The organism is Rhodococcus sp. NPDC054953 (genome assembly GCF_053609225.1).
The window spans coordinates 60,952-81,759 of sequence record NZ_JBSGXD010000019.1 but is presented as its reverse complement, the minus strand read 5'-3'; the positions used below and the strand labels follow the sequence as shown (position 1 = coordinate 81,759).

At 70.9% G+C, this 20,808-nt stretch carries 19 protein-coding genes; 15 read left to right on the top strand and 4 right to left on the bottom strand.

The annotated features are described in order from the left end of the window. Positions 1-27: 27 nt before the first annotated feature. From ACWF62_RS14400 to ACWF62_RS14390, 3 genes are all read left to right on the top strand, one after another. Complete coding sequence (locus ACWF62_RS14400) at positions 28-3,258, top strand: DEAD/DEAH box helicase (RefSeq protein WP_452630438.1); 3,231 nt, start codon at positions 28-30, stop codon at positions 3,256-3,258. A 323-nt stretch (positions 3,259-3,581) separates the two neighbouring features. Next, complete coding sequence (locus ACWF62_RS14395; protein ID WP_378506807.1) at positions 3,582-3,713, top strand: hypothetical protein; 132 nt, start codon at positions 3,582-3,584, stop codon at positions 3,711-3,713. 160 nt (positions 3,714-3,873) lie between these two features. Then, the gene (locus ACWF62_RS14390) at positions 3,874-4,155 is read left to right on the top strand and encodes a GNAT family N-acetyltransferase (RefSeq protein ID WP_378506806.1); all 282 of its coding nucleotides are present in this window, start codon (positions 3,874-3,876) and stop codon (positions 4,153-4,155) included. 18 nt (positions 4,156-4,173) lie between these two features. Here the strand turns inward: ACWF62_RS14390 and ACWF62_RS14385 are convergent, their stop codons facing one another. Next, complete coding sequence (locus ACWF62_RS14385) at positions 4,174-4,935, bottom strand: GntR family transcriptional regulator (RefSeq protein ID WP_378506805.1); 762 nt, start codon at positions 4,933-4,935, stop codon at positions 4,174-4,176. 239 nt (positions 4,936-5,174) lie between these two features. On the opposite strand from ACWF62_RS14385, the gene ACWF62_RS14380 reads away from it, so the two are divergent. Genes ACWF62_RS14380 through ACWF62_RS14350 form a run of 7 tightly spaced genes read left to right on the top strand, consistent with a single transcriptional unit; the run spans position 5,175 to position 10,298 of the window. Then, positions 5,175-6,110 (top strand): transporter substrate-binding domain-containing protein, encoded by a 936-nt coding sequence (locus ACWF62_RS14380; protein WP_378506804.1) that lies wholly within the window; start codon positions 5,175-5,177, stop codon positions 6,108-6,110. Positions 6,111-6,114: 4 nt separating this feature from the next. Continuing rightward, a complete protein-coding gene (gene ehuC, locus ACWF62_RS14375) occupies positions 6,115-6,885 on the top strand; it encodes an ectoine/hydroxyectoine ABC transporter permease subunit EhuC (RefSeq protein ID WP_452630436.1) in 771 nt (256 codons plus the stop codon). Further along, on the top strand, positions 6,882-7,523 hold the full coding sequence (gene ehuD / locus ACWF62_RS14370) for an ectoine/hydroxyectoine ABC transporter permease subunit EhuD (protein ID WP_378506802.1): 642 nt from the start codon (positions 6,882-6,884) through the stop codon (positions 7,521-7,523). The genes ehuC and ehuD overlap by 4 nt, the downstream gene beginning before the upstream one ends. A 28-nt stretch (positions 7,524-7,551) precedes the next feature. Next, entirely contained in the window at positions 7,552-8,337 is a 786-nt protein-coding gene (locus tag ACWF62_RS14365) for an amino acid ABC transporter ATP-binding protein (protein ID WP_378506801.1), read from the top strand. 20 nt (positions 8,338-8,357) lie between these two features. Next, the gene (locus tag ACWF62_RS14360; RefSeq protein WP_378506800.1) at positions 8,358-9,044 is read left to right on the top strand and encodes an SIMPL domain-containing protein; all 687 of its coding nucleotides are present in this window, start codon (positions 8,358-8,360) and stop codon (positions 9,042-9,044) included. 51 nt (positions 9,045-9,095) lie between these two features. Next, positions 9,096-9,866, top strand: a complete 771-nt coding sequence (locus ACWF62_RS14355; RefSeq protein ID WP_452630433.1) for an 8-oxoguanine DNA glycosylase OGG fold protein — start codon at positions 9,096-9,098, stop codon at positions 9,864-9,866. A 9-nt stretch (positions 9,867-9,875) separates the two neighbouring features. Beyond that, positions 9,876-10,298, top strand: a complete 423-nt coding sequence (locus ACWF62_RS14350) for a hypothetical protein (RefSeq protein ID WP_452630431.1) — start codon at positions 9,876-9,878, stop codon at positions 10,296-10,298. Positions 10,299-10,340: 42 nt separating this feature from the next. Here ACWF62_RS14350 and ACWF62_RS14345 read toward each other — a convergent pair whose 3' ends face one another. Next, on the bottom strand, positions 10,341-11,075 hold the full coding sequence (locus tag ACWF62_RS14345) for a hypothetical protein (RefSeq protein WP_452630430.1): 735 nt from the start codon (positions 11,073-11,075) through the stop codon (positions 10,341-10,343). A gap of 10 nt (positions 11,076-11,085) precedes the next feature. Further along, a complete protein-coding gene (locus ACWF62_RS14340; RefSeq protein WP_452630428.1) occupies positions 11,086-14,214 on the bottom strand; it encodes a DEAD/DEAH box helicase in 3,129 nt (1,042 codons plus the stop codon). 156 nt (positions 14,215-14,370) lie between these two features. Between ACWF62_RS14340 and ACWF62_RS14335 the strand changes: the two genes are divergently transcribed. The 5 genes from ACWF62_RS14335 to ACWF62_RS14315 all read left to right on the top strand — a co-directional run bounded on the left by ACWF62_RS14335 (position 14,371) and on the right by ACWF62_RS14315 (position 19,359). Further along, on the top strand, positions 14,371-15,132 hold the full coding sequence (locus ACWF62_RS14335; protein ID WP_452630426.1) for a hypothetical protein: 762 nt from the start codon (positions 14,371-14,373) through the stop codon (positions 15,130-15,132). Next, the gene (locus tag ACWF62_RS14330) at positions 15,129-17,240 is read left to right on the top strand and encodes a serine/threonine-protein kinase (RefSeq protein WP_452630424.1); all 2,112 of its coding nucleotides are present in this window, start codon (positions 15,129-15,131) and stop codon (positions 17,238-17,240) included. Before ACWF62_RS14335 ends, ACWF62_RS14330 begins: the two co-directional genes overlap by 4 nt. A gap of 211 nt (positions 17,241-17,451) precedes the next feature. Continuing rightward, positions 17,452-17,958 (top strand): hypothetical protein, encoded by a 507-nt coding sequence (locus ACWF62_RS14325; protein WP_452630422.1) that lies wholly within the window; start codon positions 17,452-17,454, stop codon positions 17,956-17,958. Between the two features lie 127 nt (positions 17,959-18,085). After that, entirely contained in the window at positions 18,086-18,820 is a 735-nt protein-coding gene (locus ACWF62_RS14320) for a hypothetical protein (RefSeq protein ID WP_452630421.1), read from the top strand. Between the two features lie 77 nt (positions 18,821-18,897). Next, positions 18,898-19,359 (top strand): hypothetical protein, encoded by a 462-nt coding sequence (locus ACWF62_RS14315; RefSeq protein ID WP_452630419.1) that lies wholly within the window; start codon positions 18,898-18,900, stop codon positions 19,357-19,359. A gap of 80 nt (positions 19,360-19,439) precedes the next feature. Here the strand turns inward: ACWF62_RS14315 and ACWF62_RS14310 are convergent, their stop codons facing one another. Next, positions 19,440-20,762 carry a hypothetical protein gene (locus tag ACWF62_RS14310; RefSeq protein ID WP_452630417.1) on the bottom strand — a complete coding sequence of 441 codons (1,323 nt, stop codon included), beginning with the start codon at positions 20,760-20,762 and terminating at the stop codon, positions 19,440-19,442. Positions 20,763-20,808: the final 46 nt, after the last annotated feature.

Below are 20,808 nucleotides of genomic sequence, written 5' to 3'. Positions count from 1 at the left end.
CGTCCGCGGTCCCGGTACCGTCGACGCATGACCTCCGACGCCCATTCCGCGCACACCCTCGCCTCGCTGGCCCGGGTGGTCGGGCAGGCCGCGTACGGGCGCGGCTCCCGGTACGCCCGGTCCGGGGCGGTCGCGGGCATCGACTGGTATGAGGACGACCTCACCGCGGTCGGGACCGTCGACGGCACCGAGTCCTACCAGTCGATCGCGCACTTCGAGGAGGTCGGCGGGGAACTCGAGTTCCGGTTCGGGCAGTGCACCTGCCCGGTGCGGATGAACTGCAAGCATGTGGTGGCGTTGACGGTGGTGCTGATCGAGTCCGCGGCCGGGGACGCGGCGACGGCCCCGCCGAACTGGGAGTCGGTCCTCGATGCGGCCCTGCGCGACGACACCGACGCGGCCGAGTCGACGCCGCTGGGGGTGCAGCTGTCGCTGCTGCGCGGGTCGCGGTCGGATCGGTGGGCGGTCAGCGCCCGGCTGGTGCGTCCCGGCAAGACCGGCTGGGTCAACGGCAACCTGAGCTGGTCGAACCTCGGGCACCTCCCGGACGCCGACCCGCGGCACGTGGCGCTGGCGTCGGAGCTGCTCTCGACCTATCACGTCGGCAGGCGCAGCTTCTACGGGTACGGCAACGACAAGGACATCGACCTCAGCACGATCGTCCCGTCCCGGCTGTGGCCGCTGCTCGACGAGATGCGGGACGCGGGAATCGAATTCGTGTACGCCCGCAAGGCGCTCGGGACGGTGCCGCGGCCGTCGCGGGCGGAGCTGGTGGTCGACCTCGACCGCACCCCGCGGGGCCTCGAGCTGACGCCGACCGTGCACGCCGCCGACACCGACCTCCCGGTGATCGTGCTCGGATTCCTCGGGCCGGACCCGCACGGCGTGCTGTACCTGCGTCCCGGAGACCCGACCGGGCCGGACCCGGACCGGTGGCCGTTCCGGATGGCGCGGCTGACCGGGCGGGCGCCCCGCGCGATGCAGGACCTGGTGATCGGGAACGCGTCGCTGACCGTCCCCGCCGAGGACACCGACCGGTTCGCCGCCGAGTACTACCCGCGCCTGCAGCGCGCGGCGACGGTCCGCTCCACCGGGGACGACTTCACCCCGCCGACCGTCGAGGGCCCCGAGCTGATCCTCGACGTTGCCTACGCGGCCGACCACCGCGCCGACGTGGCGTGGTCGCTGCGCTACCGCGTCGACGGCGCCGAGCGGCTCATCCCGCTGGGTGAGCCGTCCCGGTCCGCGATCCGCGACCCCGACCGGGAGGACGCGCTGGTCGCCGGGCTCGACGCGCCGCTCGAGGAGTACGGGTTGCGGTCCGGGCCGGACGGCCGCCCGCATCCGCGGGTGACGCTGCACGGCCTCGACACCGCCCGGCTGACCGGGGAGCTGCTGCCGCTGCTGCGCGGCCGCGACGACGTCGAGGTCCGGGTGTCCGGCACCCCCGCCGACTATCGGGACGCGGGCGAGTCGCTGCGGATCGGGGTCGGCACCGACGCCACCGACGACGGCGACTGGTTCGACCTGTCGATCACCGTCCGGGTCGAGGACGCGCCGGTGCCGTTCAAGGACCTGTTCACCGCGCTCAGCGCGGGCGACACCCACCTGCTGCTGCCGGACGGGGCGTACCTGTCGCTGGATAAGCCGGAACTGCAGCGCCTGCGGGGCCTGATCGCGGAGGCGCGGGACCTGCACGACCAGGACCCGAACCGGTTGCGGCTGAGCCGCTTCCAGGCCGGGCTGTGGGAGGAGCTGGCGGCGCTCGGGGTGGTGGAACGGCAGGCAGCGCAGTGGCGCGAGCAGGTGCAGGGGCTGCTCGACCTGGCCGAGACGGCGGACCTCGACCCGCCGGCGAGCCTCGACGCGACCCTGCGCCCCTACCAGCTGGACGGGTTCCGCTGGCTGGCGTTCCTGTGGTCGAATCGGCTCGGCGGCATCCTCGCCGACGACATGGGCCTCGGCAAGACCGTGCAGTCCCTCGCGCTGATCTGCCATGCGCGGCAGCGGCAGCCGAGCGATCCGCCGGTGCTGATCGTGGCGCCGACGTCGGTGGTGCCGAACTGGGCGTCGGAGGCGGCCCGGTTCGCGCCGCACCTGCGGGTGGTGGCGGTGTCGGAGACGGCCGCGAAACGGGGTGCGGCGCTGACCGAGTCGATCGACGGCGCGGACATCGTGGTCACCTCGTACACGCTCGCCCGGCTGGATGCCGACGAGTACCAGGCGCATCGCTGGTCGATGCTGCTGCTCGACGAGGCGCAGTTCGTGAAGAACCACCGGTCCAAGGCGTATCAGGCGATGCGGCGGATCGAGGCGCCGACGAAGATCGCGATCTCCGGCACCCCGATGGAGAACACCCTGATGGAGCTGTGGTCGCTGCTGTCGATCACCGCGCCCGGCCTGTTTCCCAACCCGACCCGATTCCAGGAGTACTACCGCACCCCGATCGAGAAGGGCGGCGACACCGAACTGCTCGCGCAGCTGCGGCGCCGGATCCGTCCACTCATGTTGCGGCGCACCAAGGAACAGGTCGCGGCGGACCTGCCGGAGAAGCAGGAGCAGGTGCTCGAGGTGGAGTTGTCGCCGCGGCACCGGAAGCTGTACGACACCCGGCTGCAGCGGGAGCGGCAGAAGATCCTCGGCCTCGTCGACGACCTCGACTCGAACCGGTTCACGATCCTGCGGTCGCTGACGGTGCTGCGCCAGCTCAGCCTCGACCCGGCGCTGGTCGACGACGGGCACGGCGCGGTCGGGTCGGCGAAGGTCGACGCGCTGCTCGAGCAGCTCGGGGACGTCGTCGCGGGCGGGCACCGGGCGTTGGTGTTCAGCCAGTTCACCGGGTTCCTGGACCGGGTGCGGCAGCGGCTGGACGCGGAGGGCATCGCGCACGCCTACCTGGACGGCAAGACGCGGGGCCGGGCGAAGGTCCTCGACGGGTTCAAGAACGGGGACGCGCCGGTGTTCCTGATCAGCCTGAAGGCGGGCGGATTCGGCCTGAACCTGACCGAGGCGGACTACTGCTTCCTGCTCGACCCGTGGTGGAATCCGGCGACGGAGGCGCAGGCGGTGGACCGCACGCACCGGATCGGGCAGACCCGGCACGTGATGGTGTACCGGCTGATCGCGCGCGGCACCATCGAGGAGAAGGTGATGGCGCTCAAGGCCCGCAAGTCGGAACTGTTCTCGTCGGTTGTCGACGACGGCGGCGCGTTCACAGCGGCGCTGACCGCCGAGGACATCCGCGAGTTGCTGAACTGACCTGGCGTCCCCACCCGCCCGCCGCACCTGTTAGCATCCCCTAAGTTCCCGGGCATCCCGCCCGAGGGCACCCCGAAAGTCTTGCCGCCCAGCGCAGTCCGCGCTGGGCGGTAGCTTGTCATGCGAAGGAGAAGTTCATGGGTTCGATCGAGGATCTGCTCGCCGAGAGCCAGACCGTTGCCGCGGTCACGCACCTGTTCACGGTCCTGTCCGGCCTCGCCGAGAGCTGAACCGACCCCTGACATCCCGCCCGGCGCGCGTCGCCGGGTGACCACAGTCCGGCGGCCCGCCGTCGCGGTCCCGCCCCACCCCCGGAGGTACACATGGGTTCCCTCGAGACCATCGCCCTGATCCCGCTCGGCAGCGTCGACATCGTCGGTGCCGGCATCGTCGACTCGATCACCAACACCATCAACGGTGTGGTCAAGCTCGTCGGCGAGAGCGGCCTGAGCTGATCGTGCGCTGACGCGCCCGTGCGTGAGTTTTACCCCGACTGGGGTAAAACTCACGCACAGTTCGGAAATGGAATGCGGCCGCCGGTCGTCGCGTTGAGGGAGACGGCGCCGCCGCCGGGTAGCGTGCGGGGCGTTCACCGACGACGAAGGGACCAGGGCCGTGGCGCACACCATCGAGCACAAGCCGGAGCAGAACCGTTTCGAGATCCTCGTCGACGGGACCGTCGCCGGGCACGCCGACTACACCGTCATCGACGGCGGTGTCCGCGACTTCGACCACACCGTCACCGATCCCGAGTTCCAGGGTCAGGGCCTGGCAGGCAAGCTCGTCGCCGCCGCCCTCGACGCGACCCGCGCCGACGGCATCACGATCGCCACCTCCTGCTCGTACGTGCAGGCGTACGTCGCGCGGCACCCGGAGTACCAGGACCTGCTCGCCTGACGCCCCCGCCCCGGCCGCTCAGGCCTCGGGGAGGATCGGGGTGATCGGATCGAGCCGCGGCGCCGACGACGGGCGCGGCTCGTCGAACGTCTCGACCTCGACGCTGCCCGGGGCGAGCAGCCGGGTCACCGCGCCGTCCAGGCAGGCGCGAATCGCCGCGACCAGCCCGTCGGCGTCGCGGGCCTCGAACCGTTCGACGATCCCGAGATGCGAGTCGGCGGTGTCCTTGCGGACCGCATACTCCTCGCTGAGGCTGAAGCTCGCGATCCGGACCTCGACGATCAGCGTCGTCATCCACCGCACCAGCCACGGGTTCCCGCTGGCGGCGACCAGCGTCCAGTGCACGTTGAGGTCGGCGTCCCCGACCCGCAGCGCGTCCTCGGAACGCTCGGCGGCGATCAGCTCGTCGTGCGCGGCCCGCACGGCCGCGACCTGCGCGGCGGTGGCGCGTGCGACGGCGAGCGGGGCGGCGCTGGTCTCCACCGCCAGCCGCGCCTCGTATAGGGCGCGGACCCGGTCCCTGCCGATCCGGGCGACGCTCAGCCCGCGGCCGGGGGTCGCGCGCAGCAGGCCCTCCTGCACCAGGCGTTGGGCCGCCTCCCGGAACGGGCCGCGGCTGACGCCCAGCTGACCGGACATCTCGACCTCGCGGATCGGCGACCCCACCGGGAGCGCGCCGGAGTAGACGGCGTTGCGCAGTTCGGTGGTGATGAGGTCCACGGTCGACGGGCGGGTCACCGGCGACAGCGACGGTGCGATCCCGCGGGGCGACGAGGTCATCCGCTCTCCTTCATCCAGCCTGACTCGGCAATCCTAATCGCTTGACGCACCCCGCCTGACCCGCGGCGTTGACGGCCGGCGCCGACACCCGCCGACCCCGGCACGCAGATTGTAGACAATCCGACACACCGACACGTAGATTGTCGCATCGTCATCATCTTCGTTCGTTGCCGATCGTTCACGCACCCCCGGCTCACGCGTCGGAACCGCCCGCGCCGAGCCACGGAAGGGAGACATCCGTGTCGTCCACCAGGACCAGCAGCGGCCGCCGCGCCGCCATCGCCGCAGGCTCCGCCCTCGCCCTGACCGCGCTCACCGCGTGCTCGAGCACCGGCTCCGGCGGCAACCCCGGCGACCTGCTCGCCGAACTGCAGGGCGCGGGCGCGATCAGCGTCGGCTTCGCCGGCGAGGAGCCGTACAGCTTCACCGACGACGGCGGCCAGCTCACCGGCGCCGCCGTCGCCCTGAACCGGGAGATCTACGGGCAGCTCGGCATCGACCGGGTCGACGGCGTCCTCACCGAGTGGAACAACCTGATCCCCGGGCTGACCGCCGACCGGTTCGACTCGATCAGCGCCGGCATGTCGATCCTCCCGAACCGCTGCGCGAACGCCGCCTTCAGCGAACCCGAGATCATGTACACGACGGCGTTTCTCGTCCCGACCGGCAACCCGGACCGGCTCGGCGACTGGCAGTCGGCCGTCGACGCCGGCGTCAAGCTCGCGGTGATGAACGGCGCCATCGAGGCCGGCTATGCGGACCGGACCGGTGTCGAGACGATCCAGGTCGGCAGCCCGCAGGACGGGCTCGACGCCGTCGTCGCCGGCCGAGCCGACGCGTTCGCGCTGACCGGCATCTCGGTGCGCGCCCTCGCCGACCGGTCCGACGCCGCGGTCGAGGCGACCGACTCGTTCGTCGCGGTGATCGACGGCGTCCCGCAGGTCGGCGCGGGCGGCACCGTCTTCCGCAGCGGCGACACCGCGCTGCTCGACGCCTACAACGACAAGCTCGCCGCCATCGTCTCCGACCCGCAGAAGTACCAGGAGATCCTCGGGCCGTTCGGGTTCACCGAGGCGGAGCGGCCCGTCCCCGGCCTGACCGCCGCCATGCTCTGCGAGGGCGACCTCGAGAAGATCGCCACCGAGCTCGGCCCGGAGCTCGGCCTGGGTTCCTGACCGCATGTCCGATGACGTCTCGACGCTGATCGCCCGGCTCCCCGCCCTCGGGGAGGCGGTCCTCGTCACCATCGAGCTGACCGTCGGCGGCGCCCTGCTGGCCCTGCTCGTCGCCGTGCTGCTCGGCTTCGGGTCCCGCGCGGGCACCCTGTGGGTGCGGGGACCGTCCCGGGTGGTGGTCGAGTTCTTCCGCGGCACCTCCCTCGTCGTCCAGTTCTTCTGGCTGTTCTTCGTGCTCCCAGAATTCGGGATCAAGCTCGACTCGATCGCGGTGGGGATCGTCGCGCTCGGGCTGAACTTCGGTGCCTACGGCGCCGAGGTGGTGCGCTGCTCGGTGGACGCCGTCCCCCGCGGCCAGTGGGAGGCGGCGACCGCGCTGAACCTCGGTCGGCTGCACCGGATTCGGCGGGTGATCTTCCCGCAGGCGTGGGCGCAGATGGTCCCGATGCTGGCCAACCTGCTGATCCAGCTGCTCAAGGGGTCGGCGTTGGCGTCAACGATCTTCCTGCACGACGTCCAGTTCTGGACGGGGCAGCTGCGGCAGGCGACGCAGGACACGTTCTTCAGCTTCGGGGTGGGGCTGCTGGTGTACTTCGCGATCGCCTACCTGCTGACGCTGCTGATGAATGTGCTTGAGGCGCGCGCGAAACGCCGCCTCGGGCAGGGCCCGCCGCGGCCGACGCTGCGGGAGGTGCTGCGGCTCGCGCCCCGGACCGGGCCGACGCCCACCGCCGCGGCCGCCGCGCCCGACGGCGTGAAGGAGGGGGCCGCGTGAACGACGTGTGGAGCTGGGAGACGGCGTGGGATGTGCTCCCGCAGATGCTCGACGGCCTGAAGATCACCGTCCTCGCGACCGTGATCGGGATGGTGATCGCGTCGATCCTCGGCCTGGCGATCGCGCTGGTCCGGCGCTCACCGCGGCGCTGGGTGACGCTGCCGCTGCGGATCGTTGTCGAGTTCATCCGGTCCACGCCGCTGCTGACGCAGCTGCTGTTCGTGTACCTGCTGCTGCCGAGCGTGCCCGCGCTGGTCGTCGGCTGCGGGGTGCTCGGGGTGCACTACGCGACGTACATGTCCGAGGTGTACCGGGCCGGGATCGACGCCGTCCCGGCCGGGCAGTGGGAGGCGGCGACCGCGCTGAACCTGTCGCGGGCCCGCACCTGGCGGGCGGTGGTGCTGCCGCAGGCGATCCGCAACACGCTGCCCGGCCTCGGCAACTACGCGATCTCGATGTTCAAGGAGACGCCGTACCTGTTCGTCATCTCCGTCGTCGAAATGTTCACCGCCGCACAAACCTACGGCGGCAACACCTTCTCGTACACCGAGCCGCTGACCCTGGCGGGCCTGATGTTCCTGATCCTCAGCTACCCGACGTCGCTGCTGGTGCGGCGGATGGAGCGCCGCCTTGCCTGACCCGAACACCCCCGTTGGGAGCCACCACATGACCGCCGACGCCGCCACCCCCGCCATCGAATTCCGCAACGTCGTCAAGCGTTTCGGCGACAACGTCGTGCTCGACGGGTTGAACTTCACGGTCGCGCCCGGCGACCGGGTCACCCTGATCGGGCCGTCCGGCTCCGGCAAGACCACCATCCTGCGGCTGCTGATGACGCTGGAGGAGGCCGACGGCGGGCTGCTGCTCATCGACGGCGACCCCTACACGCACGAGTACCGCGGCGACCGGTGGGTCGCGATCCCGGAGAAGCGGCGCCGCCAGGTGCGGCGCCGGGTGGGGATGGTGTTCCAGCAATTCAACCTGTTCCCGAACATGACGGTGCTGGAGAACATCATCGAGGGGCCGATGCACGTGCTCGGCCGTGGCCGCGCCGAGGCCGTCACCCGCGCCGAGGAACTGCTCACCCAGGTGGGGATGCTGGAGAAGCGGGACTTCCGCACCACCCAACTCTCCGGCGGCCAGCAGCAGCGGGTCGCGATCGCGCGGGCGCTGGCGATGGACCCGGAGATCCTGCTGCTCGACGAGGTGACCTCCGCGCTGGACCCGGAGACCGTCGCCGACGTGCTCGCGGTGCTGCGGGACATCGCCGAGCACACCGACATCACGATGCTGCTGGTCACCCACGAGATGCGGTTCGCGAGGGAGGTGTCGAACCGGGTGCTGATGTTCGACCGCGGCCGGATCGTCGAGGAGGCGGACCCGGAGACGATGTTCACCCGGCCCGCGCACACCCGCACCCGCGAGTTCCTCAAGGCCGTCCTCGACCACTGAACGCTGGCACACTGGCGGACATGAGTTCCCCCACCGTGTCCATCACCGTCACCGGCCACGCCGAGCGACGGTTCACCCCGAACCGGTGCACGGTGACGCTGCGGGTGCACGCCGACGGCGCCACCCGCGAGGCGGCGGCCGGGCAGGCCGCGGCCGCGATCGCCGCGGTCACCGACCTGATCACCGCGCTCCGCGACGACGGCGGCCCGGTCCGGCGGTGGAGCCTCGACCAGGTGCAGCACACCCGGACCCGGCCCTACCACCCGGAGGGCACGCAGCAGCCGTGGCTGTACCAGTCGTCGGCGCCGATCACGGTGACGTTCACCGACTTCCGCGCCGTCGGCCCGTTCGTCACCCGTGCCGCGGAGGTCGACGCGGCGAGCGTCGAGCACCTGCGGTGGTGGATGAGCCGTGGGAAGGAGGCGAAGCGGGTGGCGGCGGTGCGCCGCCTCGCCGTCGCCGACGCGATCGAGAAGGCGCAGATCTACACGGAGAGCCTCGGGCTCGGCGCCTTCCACGCCGCCGCGATCGCCGACACCGGCATGCTGGGCGTTCCGACCCCGCCCGGCCCGCTCGCCCGCGGGGCGATGCGAGCCGCCGCGCCGATGGCCGCGATGGCCACCGACGCGGGCGGACCCGCCCTGGTCCTCGAACCCGGGCAGGTGACGATCAGCGCCGACGTGGAGGCCCGGTTCGAGGCGTCGTAACCGGCGCCGCGCCTCCCCAGTTTCGGCGGCGTCCGCTGCCATGATGGGCCGATGCATCCGTTCGACGAGGGTTTCGAGCCGCCCGAGGACTGCGTGCTGTGGTGCCGGAACCGCACCCACGATCTGCACGTCCTCGACGACGGCGCCCTCGTCGACCTGGACTGGTGGAACCGGCACCTGCACGACGACGAGCAGCAGATCCGGCTCCGCGGACGGGACCTCGACGGCCGCGTCGTTACCGGGGGCCGGGCCACCGTCCTGCGCAACGACCTGCGGCTCGGCAGCGACCTCGTCGACGCCGACCACGACGGGCTCGGCCTGCTGTACCTGTGCGCGGCGTGGCGCAGCGCCCACCCGAAACGGCGCGCCGCGAAACGATTCCCGGACGTGTCCAACCGGTTCGTCGCCCCGAACGTGCACCGGCACACCGCGGTCACCGCCGCCATCGACCAGCTGGTGCGGGACAAGCGGCTGCCGGACTACCACCACGGCACCAGCACCGGCTGGCCGGAACTGCCGAGCGTCGGTGTCGCGTTGACGACGGTGTTCGCCTGGGCCGTCGGCGTCACCGCAGGCGGGGGTCGCGCGCAGCTGCTCGACCAGTACGGGGTGTCCACTCTGCTGCACCTGGGTTGGCTGGAGGACCCCGCGGTCAGCGGCTTCACCCGCCGCCGCTACGACCGCTACCTCGAGCTGATCCGGCACTGGGCGGACGTCGCCGACACCTCCCCCGAACTCGTCGAGCGGTGGCTCGTCGAACGCTGGAACGCGCGGATCGAGGAGGCGCGGAGCGGGGCGCAGGCGGAGCCGACACTGTTCTGAGGAGATGCCGTGACCCGTGACTACAGCACCATCCCCGACCTCGCTGCTGTCTATCTGGAGGACAGCTTCGTTCTGTCCATCAACGAACAGCCACAACAATTCCTGTTCGACCTGGAGGCGGTGTTGCGACCCGAGCATCCGCGATACCACCCGCCGCTACCCGGTGAGCAGTACTGCTACGCGGATGCCCAGTTGGTCTTCGATGGCGTCACCGAGGTCGAGTGGCTGACGCGTTCGCCCCGCCGATTCACCGATGCGTCCGGGAACGACGATCTGGGCAACATCGACGGTCTCACGGTCGAGACAGGCGACCGGTACCTCGTGGAGGGTGACTGGGGCCGGGTGCGGATTCAATGCACCACCGCTCCCCGACTCGTCATCACCGAACCGGGCGATAGTGCCCACGACACCGCCGGGACGGTCCAGAACTGAGCGACGAGGTTCTTCGGACCCCGACGCTGGCCGGTGTCGGCGTCAATCGGTCCGCCCACACCACAGTTCGTCGATGCGGCGGGTGAGGACGGCGATCGCCTCGTCCCGCCATCCCGGGTCGCGGAGCTGCTCGCGCACCGCCGCGTTCAGGCCTGCCGCCACGTCCTGTCTGACCGCGAGGGACTGCAGCTGCCCGTGCGTGTGCCCGGCCTCGTCGACGCCGTCGGGCAGCTCCAGCGCCCACCACCCGCTGCTGCGCAGCGCCACCCACGGGTCGGCGGGGTTCGGTGCCGAGTCGGTGACCGCGTACGGGGCCAGCAGCGCGGCGAGCTCATCGCGCACCTTCGACAGCGGGGCCGGGCCGCGCTGCGGGTCGGGGCCGTCGACCGCCCACCGCAGGACCACGAACTTGTACGGGGCACCCTTACCGCCGCGAGTGAAGACCATGACGTTCTCCAGGTCCCACAGCAGGCCACCGCGCGCGTGCTTGCCGCCGTGATCGACGACGAACCCCAGCGCGGTCAGGCGGTCCGCGACGGTCGCCAGCCCGCCCGAGAATTCCGTGCTGTCGACGAACCGTCCCGTCGCATAGCCGTGGGCGACCCCGACGATCGCCTTCGAGTCGTAGAAACGTCCCCGATACACCAGCCGGAAGTTGCGTGCTTCCCCGAATCCCCGGCGGCGCAGGAACTCCGACTGCCCGATCTCGTCGTATTCGGTGATCGCCTGCAGCACGGCGGGACGGGTGATCGACGCGAGGGTCACGGGAAGGTCCACACCGGGGACCCTAGTCATCCGGCTGTGCCGCCGAGTGCCGGGCCAGTTCCCGCGCCAGCACGTCGAATCGGGGGTGCCGGGACCAGGAGTCGTGGTCGCCGATGACGTACAGGCGCCGTTTCGCGCGGCTGATCGCGACGTTCGCCAGGTTTGGTTTCGACGCCGCCCACCGTTTCGCGCCGTCCCGGCCCGGATCACCACCGAGGACGAGGAACACGACGTCGGCCTCCTTGCCCTGCGCGGTGTGGATGGTGCCGGCGCGCACGCCGTCGAACCGGGTCCCGAGTCCGGTGAGCCTGCGCGCGACCTCGCGGAACGGGGTGATGACGATGACCTCGCTCATGTCGTGGCCGCTCTCCCGCAGCCAGTCCAGCTTCTCGACGAGCAGGTCGTGTTCGGCGCGGACATAGTGTCCGGTCGACGGGCCGGTGACGTCCATCCACGCCGACGGTGGCAGCGGGCCGCCGGGGGTCGGGTCGCCGCCGTGCAGCATGGTCCCGTCGTAGGCGATGGTGTTGACGATGGAGAACATCGGCTCGTCGCAACGGCGGTGCACCCGCAGCGGGGCGCCGACCCAGATCGGTCCCTCCCCGTCGGTCAGCGCGGTGCCCCACCGGCCGAGCCGGTCCGCACCGGACTGCGCCGACCCGCGGGCGGGCAGCCACCGCTCGGACACCCCGAACGCGCCGCGCACCGCCTGCTGCGCCCGGAACGGCAGCGTGACAACCGGTTCGAGCTGCAGCGGGTCGCCGACGACGACGGTGCGGCGGGCCCGCCAGATCGCGCCGACCGCGTTCTGCGGGGTGGACTGCCCGGCCTCGTCGATGAGCAGCCAGCCGAGGCTCTCCCGACCGAGCCCGCGGAAGCAGCGATCGAAGGAGGCGAACGTCGACGAGACCACCGGGACGACGAAGAACAGTGCCCGCCAGGCGTCGGCGACGGCGTCCGCGCCGAGGCCCGCCGGGGCGCCGCCCGCGACGACGTCCATCGCCCCGTGCAGGCTCTGCCGCATCTGCTTGGGCGCGTGCGCGAGGAACTCGCGGTGCAGGGTCAGGGCCGCGAGGAACACCCGCGAACGGGCCTGCGCCACCTCGGGATCCGACCACGGCGCAGCGAGCTCGCGGCCCGCGGCATCGAGGTGCCAGTCCGTGGCGGGCACCGCGGCACCCCACCGCTCGCGGTGCCCGTGCAGGGCCGCGTCCAGGTGGCCGAGCCGGTCGGTGAGGTCCCGGTGTTCCCGGGCGAGGAGCTCGTGCCCGCCCTGCGCGTCGACCAGCGCGCGCTGCGTGTGCTGGTGCGCGTCCCACGCCGTCCGGTGCGCGGCGTCCCACCGGTCGAGCGCCTCGGTGAGGTGGGTGCGGCGCTCCCGCCACCGCTCCCGGGCGGCGCGCGCCGCCCGGCCCAGCAGCCGCCACCACGGCGGGCGGCTGCGGTCGTGGTCGGCGATCTCGTCGGCGACACCGTCGCGTCCCCGCCGCTCTCGGTCGACGGCGGTGCGGGCGGATTCCTCGGCGCGTTCGGCGTCGCGGAGGGTGTCGGCGGCGGCCGCGAGCCGCGGCGTCAGGTCGGTGAGCCGGGTGAGGACCGCGGCGGCCGCGACCCAGTCGTCGTTGGCGCGCTGACGCAGTGCGAGCAGATCGGCGGCGCGCTCGCGCGCCGCGGTGTAGTCGGCGACCGCGTCCCGCCAGGACCGTTCGGGCGCCGCCGATTCGAGGGACTTGAGGATCGACTGGAGGCCGAGGCGACGGTCCGCGGTGGCCGCCGCCCGGTCGCCGCGCGGCACCTTCTCGTCGAACCAGAGGGTGTCCGCGAACCGGGTGCGGTACGACTTGCGGCCGAGGCGCGCCGCGGTCAGCGCCCAGGCCGACTCGTCGCCGGGGAGGAGGGCGGTCGCGATGTCGGCGAAGTAGTCCGCGTCGAAGGTCGACGAGTCGATCGCGTCGATGCCGGGCATCTCGTGGCTGATGTTCTCCACCGCGCCGTTGTTGGAGGAGGCGACGACGATCTCGAACCCGTGGAAGGCCGGGGTCCACCGCTGGACGATGCGGGTGTAGTCGCCGGTCTTCCAACGGTGCGGGGTGTCGGTGAACGCGTCGGCGGGGCGGGTCAGGTCCGCGAGCCGGCTGGCGCGTTCGACGACGACGGCGGCGACGATGTCGCGCAGCAGCGTCGACTTGCCGGTGCCCGGCGGGCCGTTGACGGCGAAAATGCCCGCGCCGCCGGCGAGTTCACCCATGATCGTGTTCACCGCGAACTGCTGACCGAGGGCCAGCGGATGCTCCGGCTTGCTCGGCCAGCGACCGAGCGGGGTCGCGGCCGGCCGGCAGCCGTCGAGGGAGGCGGTGGGGGTGGTCCGGACGTCGACGCGGCGGGCGAGGTCGATGTCGGCGTCCTCGGACAGGTACTGCGCGAGACCGGCACCGAGGTTGCCGTCCGCGATCTGCGCCGCGACGTGGTCGAGGTCGGCGGCGATGAAGCTGTTGAGGAAGTCGGTGCCGTCGACGCCGTCGGTGGCCCGCACCTCGAGCGAGCGGACGCGGATCTCGCCGCAGTCGACGAGGCCGTCGACGCCGAGCAGGGCGGCGGTCCGCGCCCGCAGCGCGAGCAGGGCTGTCGTGTCCAACGGTGCGCGGCCGCCCCGGTCCTCGTCCACGGATTGGACGGCGTCGACGAGCTCCTCGAATCGCGTGCCGGCGGAACCGAATCCGTCCAGCCAGGACGGGCTCCCCGGACCCGGTGTGCGGGTGCGGCCCGCCGCCCACGCCAGCCCGGACACGATCGCGGTGTCGGGGAGGACGCGGCCGCGGTCGTCGACCTGGATCGCGGCGAGCGCGCAGTCGCCCGCCGGTCGCGGGTCGAAGTTCTCGGTACCGGGGTCGAGGATCCCGTCGACGGCCACCCACACGTCGTCGATCCGGTACACGCCGAGGTAAAGCACGTGCCTGCGCTCGTACCCGCGGCGCGGCGGCGCGCTGAGCCTGTGCCCCGGCTCCCACGGCAGCGGCGCGTTGGCGGTGACCGCCTCGACCGGCGCGTAGGTGTCGAACCGGTCCACCTTCGGCACCGTCTGCGGGCTGAACAGCTCGATGGCCCGCCAGAACGCCACGATGTCTGCCTTCGCCCGGTACTCCCCGCCCACTGTTCCCCCACTCCATGTGTCCGATGCCACGACACTATTCGGTTGCAACAACCGACAGGACACGGCGGGTGCACCGAAGGCGAGTACGGCCGAACGCCGCGCTGGCATCGATGCGAATCAATCGGCATGCCGGACGCCGAATAGGCTCGGCGCATCATGGCTCAGGACCCGTCGCACGACCCCGCCGAATCCGTCGACGCGACCTGGGACGGCACCTTCCCGGACCAGGTCCCGCCACCGGGGCCTGCCCCGACCACGCGGCGCCCGTGGCTCCGGACCGCCGGTGTTGTCGGCGCCGTGATCATTGCTGCCGCCGCCGGTTTCGCCGTCGGCAGCGGTGTTCGCGGCACCGGGGCCCCGGACCGGCCCGCCGTCGTCGAACCCGGGACGCCGACCGGTTTCGACACCCGCAGTCCCGGGCGCGACGCCAGCGGGGCGGAGGTGCCGTTCGTCAACATCCGGTACTACGCCTTCGACACGACGGCCACGCGCACCGGATTCGACGGCCGCTGTTCGCAGGGCGCCTTCCTGTTCGCGGTCGGCGAGTTCACCCCGTGCAGTTGGGCGCTGTCGGTGATGGACGTTTTCCGCGGCTACGACGAGGACACCTACCTCGGATACGAGCCGTCGTTCGTCTCGGGCGGTGTGGCCGTGTACTGCCACTACCAGAACCCGGGGCTGATCTTCCGCGACAAGGAGCGGACGAAGGGTGTCCCGGTGTGGGAGTGCCGTGCCGACGGCGGTCGGCAGCTGGTGTTCGCGGGGCTGACGATGTCGATGGTGCCTCCGGAGGAGTGTTGGGCACCCGACGGCACCCTGCGCTCGGACCTGTCGATCTATGCCGGGTCGCCCGCCGAGAAGGAACGGCCGCGGGTCAAACCGGAGCACCCCACCCCGATCGAGGACTGCACGCAGTGACCGACCGTCCCGGGATTCCCCGGCTTCCCGGCTACACAGATGTCGTGGAGATTGCGCGCGGCGGGCAGGCCCGTGTCCTGCGTGCCTACAACGAGAGGCTCGCCCGGTTCGAGGCGATCAAGATCTACGTCCCGGACCCCGACAACACCGTCGCGGTCGACCGCGCGCGCCGCCGGTTCGACGACGAGGCACGAATCACTGGTGGGCAACGTAATTCGCACATCATCGTCGTCCACCGATCCGAGGTGCACGACGGCACGCCATGCCTCTTCATGGAGTTCGTCGACGGTCAGAGCCTGCGCGCACTCCTCGACGACGCCGACACGAGGCTCTCGCTCCCGCAGATCGTGTCGATTCTCGCCGACATCGCGGACGCCCTCGATCAGCTGGCCGGCTCCCCGATCCCTGTGGTCCACCGGGACGTGAAACCGGACAACATCCTGCTCGAACGCGACGCCGACGGCGTCGGTCGGGCGGTGCTCGCCGATTTCGGTGTCGCGACCCGCATCACCGGGTCCGATACCGTGACCGACCGCGTGGGCACGCCGCGCTATGCGGCGCCCGAACAGCTCGTCGGCACCTCACCGGATCCGCGCAGCGACCAGTATGCGTTGGCCTGCACCGCCTACGAACTGCTCACCGGCGGGTCGCCGCATCGGGAGGCGTCGATCGAGGACCGGCTGCGTCGGATCGCAACCGGCGAGGTCGAGCCCGTCCGATCGCTGACCGGCGTGAACCGGCGTCTGCGGCGCGCCGACCGCGTCTTCGACCGCGCGCTCGCACGGAACCCGGCACGGCGCTACCCGACGTCGACGGCGTTCGTCACCGACCTCACCGTTGCCCTCGGCATGACCGGTCTCGGTACCTGCGGACGTGCCGTTGCCGCGGCCCGGCGCCACCCCCGAATCGCCGCCGTGGCCGTGGCCGCCACCGCACTGGGGCTCGTCGCGTCCGGTGTCGTCGGATACCGGTCGGTCGCAGACCTCCGGGACCCGGCTCGGCCAATTCTCGCCCGCCCCGGGTTGTACGCCCCCTGCCCGGACCTCGAATCCTTCGGTTTCACACCGGACCCCCGGTTCTCCGCGGACACTCCGGCCGGATCGCCGTCCACGGATCAGCTGTCCGTGGTCGGGGGCTTCGGGGCGTTCGAGGTGGTGGACCCGTACGACGGCCAGGACAGACGCGACACACGCGGGCGGTTCATCACCCCGGAGGTGTTTCGGCTCGACGCGAAATCGGTCCTGGTGCCCGCGTCGATCGTCGCCACCGCCGACTCGGAGCGAGGGTTGCCCTACGGCGCGTCGTGCCGGTTCCTCCAGGATGTCGACTCGCCGCCGGACGGCGCCGTCCTCACCATCTATTCGGGCGCCGACCCCATCCAGGCGGCCCGCCTGAATCGGGACTTCGAGCAGGAGTTGATGCTCGAACCGCCCCGCACCCGGGTCGTCGGCCTCGACGACGACCACAAGGCAACCTTCACGACCTGGTCCGCGACAAGGCCTCCCTACGACACGTGCACGGCGCGGTTGACCGGCCACGACGGCGCGGACGCCGCACCGTTGCTCATCCTGCATCAGGCACGGGAGCTGACCCCGGCCGCATGCGACAAGCTCACCGACCTGCTCGACCACCAGTTGCGGTCCGCGTGGACGACGATGAGTCCCGGTCAACGTCGCGACGCCGTCCGTCCCGTATCGACCAAGCCGGCCGCGGCCGGGCAGGCCATGTGGTCGACCGTGCTGGACGGTACCCGGCCATGCGGCGACCACGCCGCGGTCGGCCTCCGCCTGCGCGGTCCGGTGGCCTCGGCCGTGCACGGGACCGGCTGCTGGTTCGAGACCGGCGGCGGGCAGCGCGTCGCCGTCTTCCACACGGACGCCGCCTCGGCCCCGGGAATGGTCGGGGAACCGGATGCCCTGACCCTCGACGGCGATCGGGTCGAGGGGACCGTCGTGTCCACGCACTCCTTCGGATCGGAACCGGTCCCGGTCGTGTGGGTCGCGAACCGGGCCGACGACGACGCGCTCCGCCGTGCCGAAGACAACCAGGGCCGGTACCTGCTCATGGCGATGATCGGCCGGGCGGTCGGGAGCCGGGCGGTACGGTGACGCGGTGGACGCATCCAGTAGCCGGATCACGTCATCGATGGACAAGCTTCCTGCCCTGTTCGTGACCGGTTGGCGCACGGAGGAATCGGTTACGCACGACCGTGTGTTCGTCATCGGACGCTCCCCGACCGCGGATATCCCACTCGACGCGGATGCCCGTCGCTTCAGTCGTCGGTGTGTGGAGTTCCGCTTCGAGTCGCGATCGTGGTTGATGAGCAATGTCAGCAGTGCGAACGTCGTGCCGTACACGTCCGGTCCGCGGCACGCCGAGCTGGCACCGGGAACCACGATCGTCCTCGACCGCCCCGCCTACACGCTCTACTTCCACATGGGGGACACCACGGTGGTCGACCTTCGCGTCGAGAACCTCACCGACCCGACCGACTCGACCGGCGCGGTATCGGGTGACCTCACGGCCGTCTACCCCGACCCGACCGAGCGTGAGCGGGCGGTGGCCGCGGCGATCCTCGAACCACTGTGGCGGGACCCGACACTCAGCATCTCCAGCATTCGCAGCGACCGGGCCGCGGCGGCGGCACTCGGGTGCACCCCGAAAGCCGTCGAGCATCTCGTCGCGTCGATGCGCAGGACCTTCCTCGCCTACGAGGGCGGTGACGCCGAGCATCGCGGTGACCGCTACCGCCTGTTCGACTTCCTGCGCCGCAGCGGCGTCGTGACCCCCACCGACCTCGACCTGATCGCACGATTCGACAGCTGATCGTCACACGCGGCACATGTTCGCGTCCTCGGCAATGGGGACGTCCCCATTGTCCGTCGGGGCCGTCGTCCGGCCTACTTCGAGTCGAACGCGGCACCAGGCCGCAGCGGATTCGATGGAGCACTCCATGACCCTGTGCGGAAGGATCGGCCGGGCAACGGCGGTCACGATCGCGGCGACCGCGGCACTGTTCACGCTGGCGGCACCCACTGTGTCCGCGACACCCGGCGGAACCGAGTCCCCGATCTATCACTCCAGCGAGGATTGGGGATGGCTAAAGACACCGGGGAAGCTCGTTCCGGGTGGGCAGTACACCAACGAGACCCGCGGGAAGGCGTGTTCCACCGGATGGATCGTCTCGGCGGACGCTCGGGTGTTCGCGCTTACCGCCGGGCACTGCGGCACGCCAGGTGACATCGTGTCGGTCACGGACCGCACCGGCCGCACAGTTCGAGTCGGCGAATTCGTCGAGTCCCGCTTCACCACCCTTGGCGGACTCGATGACGCACTCATCGAGGTGTGGGACACCCGCTACACCGACAGCTCGATCCCACTGACACGCGAGATCGCCGGATGGGGTGACGGCACCTGGTTGGACCGGACCCACCCCACGATCTGTCGGCTCGGATTCCGCACCGGCATGTCCTGCGGTGACTACCTCGGCCGGTCCGACGTAATCGTCGAGCATCGCAACATCGCCGACCACGGTGATTCTGGTGGACCGGTGTTCGCCGTCGCCGACGACGGCAGCCTGACTGCGATCGCGGTCACCTCGTTCGGCGATGAGTACGACGCCACCCGGGCGAGCTCTGCCCTGATCGCGCCTGCGATGACCCAGTGGGGCCTGTCGATTCATTCCTGACCGACAGGTCACACTCCAGCGTCCTTCCTCACCGAACGCCGCGTTCCCGACGCGCCGTACCACCGATCGGAGCAGCAATGCCCTCCCCCGACCAGACGAGCACCCGCAAGCCACTGCCCCTCGCATGCCTGTGCGCGCTCGCCCTCATCACGTTCACCGCCCCGTGGGTTTCCTACGAGCCCGGCGTCCTCAGCTCCCGTGCGCCGGTACACGTCGCGCTGGGCGGGAAGGTCACCGCCGAGGACATGCCGATGGCCGCACTGCAGGGCCAGGCTTGGGGTCTGGTATTCGCTGGCGTCTGCCTCGCGTTCGCTGTCGGGATCGCGTCACAGACCACGGCCGGTGACGTCGGCGGAGTCACGTTCCTTGCTGGCGGATCACTCTTCCTGCTCGTTCTGGCGACCTGGCTGGGCCGCTCCGTCTGGACCGAGGTGCCCCTGGACGACCCGAGCATGGCGTGGGGCTACTGGGTCTCGCTGGCACTGACGATCGTTCTCACCGTTGGCGGGCTCCTGCTGTGCCCCGCCGATTCCGACTGAATTGCCCATTCAGTCTGGACGCTTGCGATCGGCACCACGTCTGGCGCGACCCGCCCAATCGAACGTCGTCGAGGTCGAGTTCAGGTCTGGTCGACGGTCTCCGCAGCTCCGACCGGCTCCTTCCTGCGACGCTCGGCCACCCGCATGAGGCCGGCACCAACCTGTCCGAGGCCAGCCGCACCCACGTCCAGTGCCTTCCCGCCTATCGCACCGGCCGCGCCGCCGATCGCGACGCCCACGCCCTTCGCGCGATTGCCGAGTTCCTCGAACGCGTCCCCGATCGTAGGATCCTCCCGCTCCTGCCATTCGAGCACGGCGGTGCGCCGCGCCTCGACGAACTCGTCGAGATCCTTGCGCAGCAATGCCACGTTCTCACGCACACTCGACGCCGACATCCAGCGGACAATCTCCAGCGGCTTGATGGTGGAGTAGCGATCGAGGATGCCGGCCGCGCTGGCAAGCAGTGCACCGTCCTCCGCCAGGTGAGCGTTCAGAAGACCTGTCATCGCCCGAACCGCGGCATCGAGATGCTCCGGTTCGGTCGCCTCGAGTCGGGCGATCTTGAGCGAATGCCACTTGTAGAGCGAGTCTTCGGCGATCACCAGCAGCTGCAGCGATTCGCCGAGCATGCCCTGCCGGACCGCCTTCTCGAGCTGATCGGCGCGGTCACCGATCGACGCTTCCTGATCGAACGTGTCGAGGATTCCGCGGATGTGCTGCCGCAGCTTCGACCCGGTGACCTCCAACGCCGGCCCCAACGCCGCGATCGATTCCCAATCCGCCGTCGACAGTTTCCCGGTCTCGTCGAGGTGGGCGACGTGCCGATCCAGGTTGTCGTGCACGCCGAGCACACCCCCCGCGAGGTCGGCCTTGGCGAGTTCCAGGATCGCGTCGACGCTGTCCTGAACACGCTCGACGGCCTGCTCCACCGACGCGATCGCAGTACGCAGTGAGATGGTCACCATCGCCATCTGCAGCGCGAGTGCCTGCGCGGGGAGCATTGAGACAGGGCTCCACTGGATCTGCCCGGAGAACTTTCCGGCGCCATCCCTCACCGTCGACAGGTAGTAGCCCGGGTCGCCCGGAATCAGGTTCTGGTTCCGGATCAGGTCCATGCTGCGCTGGGAGATCCGCACGAACTCCCCCGCGGCCGCACCGGCGTGCAGTGCTGCGGCGGCACCGCCGATCGCCGCGATGTCGGCGACGTTCTTGCCGGAGAGGTCCGCGACGCTCACCGCATCCGAGGCGATGGCCTTCAGTCGGTCCACATACTTGCTTACGAACTCCTGGTCGCCGGTGACGAGAATGCCGCCGTCGTCGACGACGAGCACGCCGCCCGGCGGGGACGCCTCAGTTCCCTTCTGCGCGACCTCAATGTTGGCATTTTCCTGCTGATCATTCACGGCGCGATCCTTCGGCATGTGACACCACGATGGTTGGGTTGGTTCG